Source organism: Enterobacter sp. 5-4 (genome assembly GCF_000612205.1).
GTDB lineage: Bacteria > Pseudomonadota > Gammaproteobacteria > Enterobacterales > Enterobacteriaceae > Enterobacter > Enterobacter roggenkampii.
Genome location: NZ_JFHW01000019.1, coordinates 486,976 through 500,476 on the forward strand (window position 1 = coordinate 486,976; position 13,501 = coordinate 500,476).

The 13,501-nt window shown below is 56.5% G+C and carries 15 protein-coding genes; 13 read left to right on the forward strand and 2 right to left on the reverse strand.

What is annotated here, in order from left to right:
- Window positions 1–170: 170 nt before the first annotated feature.
- Entirely contained in the window at window positions 171–1,136 is a 966-nt protein-coding gene (locus AA74_RS0112700) for a TerC family protein (protein WP_021242367.1), read from the forward strand.
- A gap of 255 nt (window positions 1,137–1,391) precedes the next feature.
- Window positions 1,392–2,633 carry a serine/threonine transporter SstT gene (gene sstT, locus AA74_RS0112705; protein ID WP_008503149.1) on the forward strand — a complete coding sequence of 414 codons (1,242 nt, stop codon included), beginning with the start codon at window positions 1,392–1,394 and terminating at the stop codon, window positions 2,631–2,633.
- Window positions 2,634–2,719: 86 nt separating this feature from the next.
- Here the strand turns inward: sstT and AA74_RS0112710 are convergent, their stop codons facing one another.
- Together AA74_RS0112710 and uxaC are read right to left on the reverse strand one after the other, a co-directional pair.
- The gene (locus AA74_RS0112710) at window positions 2,720–4,207 is read right to left on the reverse strand and encodes a UxaA family hydrolase (RefSeq protein WP_025912535.1); all 1,488 of its coding nucleotides are present in this window, start codon (window positions 4,205–4,207) and stop codon (window positions 2,720–2,722) included.
- A 17-nt stretch (window positions 4,208–4,224) separates the two neighbouring features.
- Entirely contained in the window at window positions 4,225–5,637 is a 1,413-nt protein-coding gene (uxaC, locus tag AA74_RS0112715; RefSeq protein ID WP_023326145.1) for a glucuronate isomerase, read from the reverse strand.
- 474 nt (window positions 5,638–6,111) lie between these two features.
- Here uxaC and AA74_RS0112720 point away from each other — a divergent pair, with 474 nt between their 5' ends.
- From AA74_RS0112720 to AA74_RS0112770, 11 genes are all read left to right on the forward strand, one after another.
- Window positions 6,112–7,410 (forward strand): MFS transporter, encoded by a 1,299-nt coding sequence (locus tag AA74_RS0112720; protein ID WP_008503146.1) that lies wholly within the window; start codon window positions 6,112–6,114, stop codon window positions 7,408–7,410.
- 180 nt (window positions 7,411–7,590) lie between these two features.
- Complete coding sequence (gene exuR, locus AA74_RS0112725) at window positions 7,591–8,367, forward strand: transcriptional regulator ExuR (RefSeq protein ID WP_008503145.1); 777 nt, start codon at window positions 7,591–7,593, stop codon at window positions 8,365–8,367.
- Window positions 8,368–8,711: 344 nt separating this feature from the next.
- Window positions 8,712–9,374, forward strand: a complete 663-nt coding sequence (yqjA, locus tag AA74_RS0112730) for a DedA family general envelope maintenance protein YqjA (RefSeq protein WP_008503144.1) — start codon at window positions 8,712–8,714, stop codon at window positions 9,372–9,374.
- 2 nt (window positions 9,375–9,376) lie between these two features.
- A complete protein-coding gene (gene mzrA, locus AA74_RS0112735; protein ID WP_023344960.1) occupies window positions 9,377–9,760 on the forward strand; it encodes an EnvZ/OmpR regulon moderator MzrA in 384 nt (127 codons plus the stop codon).
- A gap of 143 nt (window positions 9,761–9,903) precedes the next feature.
- Entirely contained in the window at window positions 9,904–10,272 is a 369-nt protein-coding gene (locus tag AA74_RS0112740) for a DUF1090 domain-containing protein (RefSeq protein WP_008503142.1), read from the forward strand.
- Window positions 10,273–10,301: 29 nt separating this feature from the next.
- Window positions 10,302–10,607 carry a YqjD family protein gene (locus tag AA74_RS0112745; protein ID WP_008503141.1) on the forward strand — a complete coding sequence of 102 codons (306 nt, stop codon included), beginning with the start codon at window positions 10,302–10,304 and terminating at the stop codon, window positions 10,605–10,607.
- 1 nt (window position 10,608) lies between these two features.
- Window positions 10,609–11,007 carry a phage holin family protein gene (locus AA74_RS0112750; protein WP_014885329.1) on the forward strand — a complete coding sequence of 133 codons (399 nt, stop codon included), beginning with the start codon at window positions 10,609–10,611 and terminating at the stop codon, window positions 11,005–11,007.
- Window positions 11,004–11,300, forward strand: a complete 297-nt coding sequence (locus AA74_RS0112755; protein WP_008503139.1) for a YqjK-like family protein — start codon at window positions 11,004–11,006, stop codon at window positions 11,298–11,300. The genes AA74_RS0112750 and AA74_RS0112755 overlap by 4 nt, the downstream gene beginning before the upstream one ends.
- A 251-nt stretch (window positions 11,301–11,551) precedes the next feature.
- Window positions 11,552–11,944, forward strand: coding sequence for a DoxX family protein (locus AA74_RS0112760; protein ID WP_023294633.1), 393 nt, complete (start codon window positions 11,552–11,554; stop codon window positions 11,942–11,944).
- A gap of 71 nt (window positions 11,945–12,015) precedes the next feature.
- Window positions 12,016–13,002 (forward strand): glutathione S-transferase family protein, encoded by a 987-nt coding sequence (locus AA74_RS0112765; protein ID WP_023326148.1) that lies wholly within the window; start codon window positions 12,016–12,018, stop codon window positions 13,000–13,002.
- A 106-nt stretch (window positions 13,003–13,108) separates the two neighbouring features.
- Entirely contained in the window at window positions 13,109–13,474 is a 366-nt protein-coding gene (locus AA74_RS0112770; RefSeq protein WP_008503136.1) for a DUF805 domain-containing protein, read from the forward strand.
- Window positions 13,475–13,501 lie beyond the last annotated feature (27 nt).

The following is a 13,501-nucleotide window of genomic DNA, read 5'->3' on the forward strand; positions in this document are numbered from 1 at the left end:
TTCGCCGGTGGATCGTCATTACGATGCGTGCAATACCGCATCCGGTCGCCGGGCAACCCTCGTGGTTGTAAGTGAGACCTTGCCGGAAGGCGAGGTCTATGCATAAAAAGCTAACGGCTATCGTCTTCTGACCATGGCCGTTTTTGTTTTTTATGTGTAAGGAAAATAGTATGCATTCTGTCGGCACTCCAATGTTGTGGGGCGGATTCGCGGTTGTCGTGCTCATCATGCTGGCGATCGACCTCTTTTTGCAGGGCCGTCGCGGCGCGCACGGCATGACCATGAAACAGGCCGCCGCCTGGTCGCTGGTCTGGGTTACTCTCTCCCTGCTCTTCTGCGCCGCCTTCTGGTGGTATCTGGCCTCGACCGAAGGCCGCGCGGTGGCCGATCCTCAGGCGCTCGCCTTCCTCACCGGCTATCTGATTGAAAAAGCCCTGGCGGTTGATAACGTCTTCGTCTGGCTGATGCTGTTCAGCTACTTCGCCGTGCCTGCGGCTCTGCAGCGTCGCGTGCTGGTGTACGGCGTGCTGGGCGCAATTATCCTGCGTACCATCATGATCTTCGCTGGCAGCTGGCTGATTACCCAGTTCGAGTGGCTGCTATACGTCTTCGGCGCGTTCCTGCTGTTCACCGGGGTCAAAATGGCGCTGGCGAAAGAGGACGGCTCCGCGATTGGCGATCGCCCGCTGGTGAAGTGGATCCGCGGCCATCTGCGCATGACCGACAAGATCGAGAGCGAGCACTTCTTCGTGCGCAAGAACGGCCTGCTGTTTGCCACCCCGCTGCTGCTGGTGCTGATTCTGGTTGAGCTGAGCGACGTGATTTTCGCCGTGGACAGCATTCCGGCCATTTTCGCGGTGACCACCGACCCGTTCATCGTCCTGACCTCTAACCTGTTCGCCATCCTCGGCCTGCGCGCGATGTACTTCCTGCTGGCGGGCGCGGCGGAGCGCTTCTCCATGCTGAAGTACGGCCTGTCGGTGATCCTGGTGTTTATCGGTATCAAGATGCTGATCGTCGATTTCTACCATATCCCGATCGCCATTTCGCTCGGCGTGGTGTTTGGCATTCTGATCGTGACGCTGATTATCAATACCTGGGTTAACCGCCAGCACGATAAGAAGCAGCAGGCTTAATGCGTTTTGCCCGGTGGCGCTGCGCTTACCGGGCCTACAACGTCACCCCGTAGGCCGGGTAAGCGCAGCGCCACCCGGCACTTTCGTTAATCAATAGTTAAAAAACATGACGCAACACGTAAAATCCAGCATTTTACGCTTCCCTCCTTTCGCGCATTCCCTATACTCGACCAGGCAAACATTTACTTACATCCGGACATAAATGTGACTAAGAGCACATTCGGAATGGAACGCAATTTCACTCAGGAATAATGTATGAGCACACAATCGACGGGTCTTTTTGCGCGCCTGGCGCAGGGAAGTCTGGTTAAACAAATTCTGGTAGGACTGGTGCTGGGTATTCTGCTGGCCATGGTGTCAAAACCTGCTGCGGAGGCCACGGGGCTGCTCGGGACGCTGTTTGTGGGCGCCCTGAAAGCCGTCGCGCCGGTACTGGTTCTGATGCTGGTCATGGCATCGATTGCCAACCACCAGCACGGACAAAAAACCAACATTCGCCCTATTCTGTTCCTGTATCTTCTGGGAACCTTCTCTGCAGCCTTAACGGCCGTGGTGTTTAGCTTCCTGTTCCCGTCCACGCTGCACCTGACCAGCGCGGCCGGTGATATCACGCCGCCGTCCGGGATTGTGGAAGTCCTTCGCGGTCTGCTGATGAGCATGGTCTCTAACCCCATCACCGCGCTGATGAGCGGAAACTACATTGGCATCCTGGTCTGGGCGATTGGTCTGGGCTTCGCGCTGCGTCACGGCAACGAGACCACGAAAAACCTGGTCAACGATTTGTCCAACGCTGTCACCTTTATGGTGAAGCTGGTGATTCGCTTTGCGCCAATCGGTATTTTCGGCCTGGTCTCCTCCACGCTGGCAACCACCGGTTTTGACGCGCTGTGGGGCTACGCGCAACTGCTGGTTGTGCTGGTCGGCTGTATGCTGCTGGTGGCGCTGGTGATCAACCCGCTGCTGGTGTTCTGGCAGATCCGCCGCAATCCGTATCCGCTGGTGCTGACCTGCCTGCGTGAGAGCGGCGTGTATGCCTTCTTCACCCGCAGCTCTGCGGCGAACATACCGGTGAACATGGCGCTGGCGGAGAAGCTGAACCTGGATCGCGATACCTATTCCGTGTCGATCCCACTGGGTGCGACCGTGAACATGGCGGGTGCGGCGATTACGATCACTGTACTGACCCTGGCGGCGGTGCATACGCTGGGTATTCCGGTGGATCTGCCAACCGCGCTGCTGCTGAGCGTGGTGGCATCGCTGTGCGCCTGCGGCGCATCCGGCGTGGCGGGCGGTTCGCTGCTGCTGATCCCGCTGGCGTGTAATATGTTCGGTATCCCGAACGAAATCGCCATGCAGGTGGTTGCCGTCGGCTTTATCATCGGCGTGCTGCAGGACTCCTGCGAAACCGCGCTGAACTCCTCTACCGACGTGCTGTTTACCGCGGCGGCCTGTCAGGCGGAAGACGCGCGTTTAGCGAAGAACGCCCTCCGCAGTTAAAAAGAAAAGCCCGGTGGCGGCTACGCCTTACCGGGCCTACAGGGTTTAGTAGGTCGGGTAAGCGCTAGCGCCACCCGACAAAGTACTTATAGCGTCACACCGCTCTTAAAGATTGCCAGCTCGCGGAAATCGTTCTTCTCGTTGCAGGTCTGCTTGCCGCTGGCAATTTCCACAATCGCATCCACGAATTCCGTCAGCAGCTGCGGCATCGCCTTGCCGTGGATAAGCTGCCCGGCATCAAAGTCAATCCAGTGTTTTTTCTTCGCCGCCAGCTCGCTGTTGGTGGCGATTTTCACCGTCGGCACAAAACCGCCGTACGGCGTGCCGCGACCGGTGCTGAACAGCACCATATGGCAGCCGGCTCCCGCCAGCGCGCTGGTGGCGACCGCATCGTTACCGGGCGCGCTCAGCAGGTTCAGACCGTGCGTTTTCAGGCGCTCGCCGTAGCGCAGAACGTCAACCACCTGGCTCGCGCCCGCTTTCTGGGTGCAGCCGAGGGATTTCTCTTCCAGCGTGGTGATCCCCCCCGCTTTGTTACCCGGCGACGGGTTCTCGTAAATGGGCTGATTGTGGGCAATGAAGTACTGCTTGAAGTCGTTCACCATGGTGACGGTCTTCTCAAACGTCTCTTCGTCGCGGCAGTGGCTCATCAGAATACGTTCCGCACCGAACATCTCCGGCACCTCGGTCAATACCGTCGTGCCGCCGTTGGCGATCACATAGTCCGAGAAGCGCCCCAGCATCGGGTTGGCGGTGATACCGGACAGGCCATCAGACCCGCCGCACTCCAGACCAAACTTCAGCTCGCTCAGCTTGCCCGGCTCGCGCTTGTCGTGGCGCATCACCTCATACAGCTGATGAAGCTGTTCGACGCCCGCTTCCACTTCGTCGTCCTGATGCTGGCACACCATAAAGTGCACGCGCTCAGGGTCAAACTCACCGAGCGTCTCGCGGAAGGCGTCCACCTGATTGTTCTCACAGCCCAGGCCAATCACCAGCACCGCGCCCGCGTTCGGGTGGTGCACCATGTTTTGCAGCATGGTTCGGGTGTTGATGTGGTCGTCACCCAGCTGGGAGCAGCCGTAGGTGTGGCTGAACAGATGCACGCCGTCAGTGCCTTCGGCATCGTTGGTCTCTTTCAGGAAGCGCGTCTGGATCTGACGCGCAATCCCGTTCACGCAGCCGACGGTCGGGAGGATCCACAGCTCGTTGCGGATCCCCACGTCGCCGTTTGCGCGGCGGTAGATCTGCACCTCACGATCCGCCGCCTGCTCTTGTGCCGCAGGTAAATCAGGTTGATAGCTGTACTCGTCCAGATCGCTCAGATTTGTGCGGGCATTGTGGGAATGGATGTATTCACCCGGCGCGATATCCGCCAGCGCATGACCGATGGGCAGACCGTACTTCACCACGTTCTCCCCTTTGGCAATGGGGATCAGGGCAAACTTGTGTCCACGTCCAACGGACTGGCGTAACGTCACCGACTGGTTGTCGAAGGTGAGTTCCGTCCCTTCGGTTAAATCTGCCAGCGCGACGGCCACGTTATCCAGCGAATGGATTTTGATGTATTGCATATCAACCTCAAACGGCCCTAGTTCAGTTCAATGGCGAAGTAGTCACGCGCATTGTTAAAGCAGATGTTTTTCACCATGTCGCCCAGCAGCTGGATATCCGCCGGCGCTTCGCCTGCGTGCACCCAGCGGCCAATCATCTGGCACAGAATGCGGCGGAAGTATTCATGACGGGTATAGGACAGGAAGCTGCGGCTGTCGGTCAGCATGCCGACAAAGCGGCTCAGCAGGCCAAGCTGCGCCAGCTGCGTCATCTGACGCTCCATGCCGTCTTTCTGATCGTTGAACCACCAGCCGGAGCCGAACTGCATCTTGCCCGGCATCCCTTCGCCCTGGAAGTTGCCGATCATCGTGCCCAGCACTTCGTTATCGCGCGGGTTCAGGCAGTAGAGAATGGTTTTAGGCAGCAGGTTTTGTTCGTTCTGTTTGCTCAGCAGTTTTGACAGCTCTTCCGCCAGCGGACGGTCGTTGATCGAGTCAAAGCCCACGTCCGCACCCAGCAGTTTAAACTGGCGCTGGTTGTTATTGCGCAGCGCACCGATGTGGTACTGCTGTACCCAGCCGCGACGTGCATATTCGGCACCGAGGAACACCAGTACCGCCGTTTTGAACTGCGCCACTTCGTGCTCGCTAAGCGATTCACCGGAGAGGCGACGCGCCAGAATGCTGTCCAGCTCGGCCTCGTTTGATTCCGCAAACAGCACCACGTCCAGCGCGTGGTCAGAGACTTTACAGCCGTGCGCCGCGAAGTGATCCAGACGTTTGGTCAGCGCGGTTTGCAGATCGGCGAAACGACGGATGTCGGTATCGGACACTTCCGCCAGCTTCGCCATGTAGTCGTTGAACGTGGCCTGCTCAATGTTGAAGGCTTTGTCCGGGCGCCAGCTTGGCAGCACTTTGATATCAAAAGAGGTGTCTTTGGCGACAACGGCATGATGCTCCAGGGAGTCAATCGGATCGTCGGTGGTGCCGACCATCTTCACGTTCATCTGCTTCATGATGCCGCGCGCGGAGAAGTTATCCTGCGCCAGGAGCGCATTGCACTGGTCCCAGATTTCATCAGCGGTCGTTGGAGAGAGCAGTTTGCCGGTGATGCCAAACGGGCGACGCAGCTCAAGGTGCGTCCAGTGATAGAGCGGGTTACCGATGGTGTGCGGGACGGTCGCCGCCCAGGCGTCAAACTTCTCGCGATCGGTCGCATCGCCGGTGCACAGGCGCTCAGCCACGCCGTTGGTGCGCATCGCACGCCATTTGTAATGGTCACCCTTCAGCCAGATGTCATACAGGTTTTTGAAACGGTAATTTTCGGCAACCTGCTGCGGCGGCAGATGGCAGTGGTAGTCGAAAATCGGCTGATCTTTTGCATAGTCGTGGTACAGGCGGCGAGCAAATTCGGTATCTAACAGAAAATCGTCGGTCATAAACGGCGTCATTATCGTCTTCCTCATTACGGGAGCGTCAGAAAGCGTATGTTCATATGCTGCAAAGTTATCACACCAATTTCCACCATCCGACGTTTTTTTCGTGAGTGAGATCAATAAACGCAGACAAATACATTACCCAAATTGGAGTAAATCCTTCTCCAAGCCGCGCCAGTACTGGCTTGAAGCGACACGAATAATGTCCCCACAAAGAATCATACATTTGTGATGTCACTCACCTTTTAAAGCTGTATGACAAGTTATCTTTTCGCCGTCGCAAACTATAAGCCGACGGAATGCATTCCTGGTGTCAGTTACACCAGATTTAACGGTACGGAAACCGACTTATGCAGATGACTTTTGGCAAGGTTCGGGCCGTTCCGGGACATTTCCCGGTTACGCCCCTCCCGTTACTGAACGGCTCCCGGCAACGGTCGAGCGGTTACCGTGTCCCGGCACGGCAATACTATAACGATGAGGTTTTACATGCGTAAAATTAAAGGGTTACGTTGGTACATGATCGCACTGGTGACGTTAGGCACCGTGCTGGGCTACCTGACGCGTAACACCGTCGCAGCCGCAGCGCCGACGTTAATGGAAGAGCTGCATATCTCCACGCAGCAATACTCCTACATCATTGCTGCCTATTCCGCGGCGTATACCATCATGCAGCCTGTTGCAGGCTACGTGCTGGATATCCTCGGTACCAAAATCGGCTATGCCTTCTTCGCCATCGCCTGGGCGGTGTTCTGCGGAGCCACCGCGCTGGCGGGCAGCTGGGGCGGCCTGGCGCTGGCGCGCGGTGCGGTCGGTGCGGCAGAAGCCGCGATGATCCCGGCAGGACTGAAGGCCAGTTCCGAGTGGTTCCCGGCAAAAGAGCGCTCTATTGCTGTCGGCTACTTCAACGTGGGTTCGTCCATCGGGGCGATGATTGCGCCGCCGCTGGTGGTGTGGGCTATCGTGATGCACAGCTGGCAGATGGCTTTCATCATTTCCGGCGTGCTGAGCTTCGCCTGGGCAATCGCGTGGCTGGTTTTCTATAAGCACCCGCGCGATCAGAAAAAACTCTCCGAAGAAGAACGCGAGTACATCATTGGTGGTCAGGAAGCGCAGCATCAGACCAACAACGGCAAAAAAATGACCGTCTGGCAGATCCTGGGCACCCGTCAGTTCTGGGGTATCGCCCTGCCGCGTTTCCTGGCGGAACCGGCCTGGGGGACCTTCAACGCGTGGATCCCACTGTTCATGTTTAAAGTCTACGGCTTTAACCTGAAAGAGATCGCAATGTTCGCCTGGATGCCGATGCTGTTCGCTGACCTGGGCTGTATCGTGGGCGGCTACCTGCCACCGCTGTTCCAGCGCTGGTTTGGCGTGAACCTGATCGTTTCCCGTAAGATGGTGGTCACCATGGGCGCACTGCTGATGATTGGCCCGGGCATGATCGGCCTGTTCACCAGCCCGTACGTGGCCATCGCCCTGCTGTGCATCGGTGGTTTTGCGCACCAGTCCCTGTCCGGCGCGCTGATTACGCTCTCGTCTGACGTCTTCGGTCGCAACGAAGTGGCCACCGCCAACGGCCTGACCGGGATGGCCGCCTGGACCGCGAGTACGATGTTCGCGCTGGTCGTCGGCGCGCTGGCGGATACCATCGGCTTCAGCCCGCTGTTTGCGGTACTGGCGGTCTTCGACCTGCTGGGCGCGGTGGTGATCTGGACGGTGCTGAAAAGCAAATCGGCAGAGGAGCTGGCAAAAGAGTCACTCGGGAAACCGGCCACGCAGAGTTAGCCTTGCTGTGCCGGGTGGCGCTACGCTTACCCGGCCTACAAACCCCGTAGGCCCGTGCAAGCGAAGCGTCGCCGGGCATTTAAAGGCCACTCAGTAGTGGCTTTTTTAATGGCAAAATCTGGAGAGTGGCACGCAAAAGTGGTATAACAAATCATCTGCCGTACCCTGTCTGGAGCGCATATGGAAATCACCGAACCACGTCGTTTATATCAACAACTTGCTGCGGAGCTGAAAGATCGCATCGAGCAGGGTGTCTATCTTGTCGGTGATAAACTGCCCGCCGAGCGCTTTATCGCGGATGAAAAAAGCGTCAGCCGCACCGTGGTGCGCGAAGCGATCATCATGCTGGAAGTCGAAGGCTACGTTGAGGTACGCAAAGGCTCCGGCATTCACGTCATTTCCAATCTGCCGAAACACTCTCCCGTCGCGGACGAAAGTCTGGAATTCGCCAGCTACGGTCCGTTTGAGCTGCTCCAGGCTCGCCAGCTGATTGAAAGCAACATTGCTGAATTTGCGGCGACGCAGGTGACCAAGCAGGACATCATGAAGCTGATGGAAATCCAGGAGAATGCCCGCAAGGAAAAATGTTTCCGCGATTCTGAGTGGGATCTGCAGTTCCACGTCCAGGTCGCCCTGGCAACCCAAAATACGGCGCTGGCGGCAATCGTAGAGAAAATGTGGACTCAGCGCGTTCACAACCCGTACTGGAAAAAACTGCACGACCATATCGATTCCCGTACCGTCGACAACTGGTGTGACGATCACGATCAAATTCTCAAGGCGCTGATTCGTAAAGATCCGCACGCCGCTAAGCTGGCGATGTGGCAGCACCTGGAAAACACTAAGCAGATGCTGTTCAATGAAACCAGCGATGACTTCGAATTTAACGCTGACCGCTATCTTTTCGCCGATAATCCCGTTGTTCATCTCGATACGGTCCCCAGTGCCGCAAAATAGATGACCTTCCCGCTGGCAGGCGCTTCGCTGCGCCTTCCGGCGAACGTGGGTAAGCAAAACATATATAGTGTCAGCCTTTGTAAATCCCCTCGCTCACTTTCTGGGCTTACGCCAAAATCAACTCACGCCTGCAAATTCTGTGACGCAGAACGTTGGGCTTTGTTACAATTGGATTCACTTCGTTATTTTGTAAGTTAGTGCTTGCTAACCAGCCAATTAACAGGGAACAGTGTTGGCCACACCGCAATGTGTCTGCGAGCGACCATAATGAAATCACAACCATGTCGCCGTGCTGTTTGTCCCGGATAACAGGCATGACGTTAACCGATTTCCAGGAACACTGAATGGAACTTTTGACCCAACTACTGCATGCCCTCTGGGCGCAGGATTTTGAAACGCTGGCCAACCCTTCCATGATTGGCATGCTCTATTTCGTCTTGTTTATGATCCTGTTCCTTGAGAACGGCTTGCTGCCTGCTGCTTTCCTGCCCGGTGACAGTTTACTGGTGCTTGTCGGCGTGCTGTGCGCTAAAGGGGCGATGGCATTCCCGCAAACTATTTTGTTACTGACCGTCGCTGCGAGTCTCGGCTGCTGGGTCAGCTACATCCAGGGAAGATGGCTGGGCAATACCCGGATCGTCCAGAACTGGCTCTCGCACCTGCCTGCACATTATCACCAGCGGGCGCACCACCTTTTCCATAAGCACGGGCTTTCTGCGCTGCTGATTGGCCGCTTTATCGCCTTTGTACGCACCCTGTTGCCGACCATTGCCGGTCTGTCGGGGCTGAGCAGCGCGCGCTTCCAGTTCTTTAACTGGATGAGCGGCCTGCTGTGGGTACTGATTCTGACGACGCTCGGCTATGCGTTGGGGAAAACGCCAGTCTTTATGAAATATGAAGACCAGCTGATGTCCTGCCTGATGCTGCTGCCTGTGGTGCTGCTGGTCTTCGGTCTGATCGGCTCGCTGGTCGTCCTGTGGAAAAAGAAATACGGAGCCAGAGGCTAACGATGGCTATCTCACCGCTCGCCCTGCGCCGTTTTGCCTGCGCCGTGATGACACTGGTGGTGCTCAGCGCCATGCTGCTGGCATGGAGCGCGCTTTCGCACCAGGAATCCACGCTGGCCATTCGCCCGGTGAACCAGGGTGCCAGCGTGCCTGACGGTTTTTCTGTCTGGCACCATCTGGACGCGAACGGGATCCGCTTTAAAAGCATCACCCCGCAGGACGATGTTTTACTGATCAAGTTTGATTCCCGTGCGCAAAGTGCCGCCGCGAAAGTGGTTCTCGACCGTACGCTGCCGCACGGGTATATCATTGCTCAGCAGGAAGATGAGAGCCAGCCTGCTGCCTGGCTGTCGCTGATTCGCGATACGTCGCATCGGTTTGGATAATTACCAGGATTCCGAATCTTTTCACTCACTTTGGTGAATCCCCCGTTTACTTACTATGCTTAAGTACGCGGAGCACCCCTCGACTGTACTCCGCATAACTTTGGATAGCGGCTTACGCCGCAACACAATGGAAGGTTTCGATAATGAAATTCCGCATGACTCTGGCTCTGGCCCTTTTTTCTTTAAGCACAGCATCCTTCGCAAATTCTCTCTGTCAGGAGAAAGAACAGGATATTCAGCGTGAGATCGGTTATGCCGAAAAGCATAACAATCAGCACCGTGTTGATGGTCTTAAAAAAGCGCTGAGCGAAGTGAAAGCGAACTGTTCAGACAGCAAGCTGCGTGCCGACCACCAGAAGAAAATCGCTGAACAGAAGGACGAGATAGCCGAGCGCCGTCGCGACCTGCAGGAAGCGAAAGAGAAAGGGGATGCGGAAAAAATTGCTAAGCGCGAGAAGAAGTTGAAAGAAGCGCAGGACGACCTGAAAGCGCTGGAAGCTCGCGATTATTGAGTTAACGGAAATCTCAACAGGAGAGAATCATGTCAAAAGATACGACGTCTGAACATCTGCGCGCTGAACTGAAATCCCTGGCCGATACCCTGGAAGAGGTGCTGAACTCCTCTGCTGACAAGTCAAAAGAAGAGGTCAGCAAGCTGCGCAGCAAGGCGGAGCAGGCGCTGAAAGAGAGCCGCTATCGCCTGGGTGAAACCGGCGATGCGCTGGCAAAACAGACCCGCGAAGCGGCCGCGCGTGCGGACGAATATGTGCGTGATAATCCATGGACGGGTGTCGGGATTGGTGCCGCAGTCGGTGTGGTACTGGGTGTCCTGCTGACGCGTCGTTGATATGGAAGATCCTCGTCACGCACAAGGGCCTGCTAACAACGTCCTCGGCATCGGCCAGCGTATTTTGACGACGCTGGTCGGGATTGCCGAAACGCGCGTCCGGCTGGCAGTGGTCGAACTGGAGGAGGAGAAAGCGAACCTCTTCCAGATGCTGCTGATGCTTGGACTGACCATGCTCTTCGCCGCGTTTGGTCTGATGAGCCTGATGGTGTTAATCATCTGGGCCATTGACCCGCAGTATCGTCTTAACGCCATGATTGCCACGACCGTCGTTCTGCTGGTCGCGGCGCTGATTGGCGGCATATGGACGCTGCGTAAAGCGCGTAAGTCCACGTTCCTGCGCCATACGCGTCAGGAGCTGGCTAACGATCGCGCCCTGCTGGAGGATGACAAGCCGTGAGCGGTAAAGCCGAACGTCAAAAGCGAAAAGCGTACCTGCTAAGCCAGATCCAGCAGCAACGGCTGGATCTGTCGGCCAGCCGTCGCGACTGGATTGACGCGACGCGACGGTTTGACCGTGGCTGGAACACCTTCCTGAGCCTGCGTTCATGGGCGCTGGTCGGCAGCAGCGTGATGGCTATCTGGACGGTTCGTCATCCAAATATGCTCATCCGCTGGGCGCGCCGTGGTTTTGGTGCCTGGAGCGCCTGGCGTCTGGTGAAAGCCACGATCCGTCAGCAGCAATTACGCTAGCCTTCTCGCCGGGTGGCGGCTACGCCTTACCCGGCCTATTTACACTCGTAGGACGGGTAAGCGCAGCGCCACCCGGCAAAATCCTCCCCCTCCCTTACTCAATATCTTTGAAGAAGATTGACAGTTTTCCTTGCTAACAATCGCCCACCGTCACGTTTATGATGCTCTCCATCGACAGCAACGACGCGGTATCTACCCGGAATTGCAGACAAATAACGTTCAGCCGCTGATGTGGTTTCCTGGAGAGTAAAATGAAAAAATTAGAAGATGTTGGTGTACTGGTCGCGCGTATTCTGATGCCAATTCTGTTCATCGTGGCAGGTTGGGGCAAAATCACCGGTTATGCGGGTACCCAGCAGTATATGGAAGCCATGGGCGTTCCGGGGTTCCTGTTGCCACTGACCATTCTTCTTGAGTTCGGCGGCGGCCTGGCAGTGCTGTTCGGCTTCCTGACCCGCACCACCGCGCTGTTTACCGCAGGCTTCACCCTGCTGACCGCGTTCATCTTCCACAGCAACTTTGCGGAAGGCGTGAACTCACTGATGTTCATGAAAAACCTGACCATCGCGGGTGGCTTCCTGCTGCTGGCCGTCACTGGCCCGGGCGCATACAGCATCGACCGCGTTCTGAATAAGAAATGGTAAGCACGCTATACTGAATAAACACAAAGCGAGGAGACATCTCCTCGCTTTTGCTATCTGACGGAGGAGAAAAAATGGGACAACTCGTAGACGGCGTCTGGCAGGATGTCTGGTATGACACCAAATCCACCGGAGGTCGCTTTAAGCGCTCTGTTTCGGCCTTCCGTAACTGGCTGACCGCCGACGGCGCACCAGGCCCGAGCGGCGAAGGCGGCTTCGCGGCTGAGAAAGATCGTTATCATCTTTATGTTTCCCTCGCCTGCCCGTGGGCCCACCGCACGCTGATCGTGCGCAAGCTTAAAGGTCTCGAATCCTTCATTCCGGTTTCCGTGGTCAACCCGCTGATGCTGGAAAATGGCTGGACGTTTGACAGTGATTTCCCTGCAGCGACCGGCGACGATCTTTATCACCACGATTTCCTGTACCAGCTCTATCTGCGCGCCGATCCGCACTACACCGGGCGCGTGACCGTGCCGGTACTGTGGGACAAGAAAAACCAGACGATTGTCAGCAATGAGTCTGCGGAAATCATCCGCATGTTCAATACCGCGTTTGACGCGCACGGCGCCCGTGCCGGAGATTACTATCCGGTGGAGCTGCGCGAGAAAATTGATGAGCTGAACGGCTGGATTTACGACAACGTCAATAACGGTGTCTATAAGGCCGGTTTCGCCACCAGCCAGGAAGCGTATGACGAAGCGGTCGGAAAGGTGTTTGAATCGCTGGAACGCCTGGAACAGATCCTGGGCCAGCATCGCTACCTGACGGGCGATCGCCTGACGGAAGCGGACATTCGCCTGTGGACCACGCTGGTTCGCTTTGATCCGGTCTATGTCACCCACTTTAAGTGCGACAAGCACCGCATCAGCGACTACCTGAACCTGCATGGTTTCCTGCGCGACATCTACCAGATGCCGGGCATCGCGGAGACGGTCGACTTCGACCATATTCGCACCCACTATTTCCGCAGCCACAAGACCATCAACCCGACGGGTATTATCTCCATCGGTCCGTGGCAGGATCTGGATGAACCGCACGGGCGCGACGTCCGTTTTGGATAAATATTAAGGGCATCACCAGATGCCCTTTTTTAATTCACAATCTCCATCTATTCTTACCTCGATCGCTTAGAAAACAAGTGATTGACTGACTAATGAGGCAAGGAAAATGGACTGGTATTTAAAAGTACTGCGCAACTACATTGGATTTGGTGGCCGCGCCCGCCGCAAAGAGTACTGGATGTTCGTTCTGGTGAACTTCATCCTCATCATGGTGCTGGGTATTGTGGATAAAATTCTTGGCTGGGAGCGGGCTGGCGGTGAAGGCGTGCTGACCACCATTTATGGCCTGTTAGTCCTGCTGCCATCGTGGGCGGTATTGTTCCGTCGGCTGCACGACACCGATCGTTCGGCGTGGTGGTTATTGCTGCTGTTGATCCCGATCGTGGGCTGGATCGTGATTCTTATCTTCAACTGCCAGAGCGGCACCCCAGGTGAAAACCGCTTTGGTCCGGATCCTAAGATCGTCGCGTAAATTACTGCCCGGTGGCGCTTACGCTTA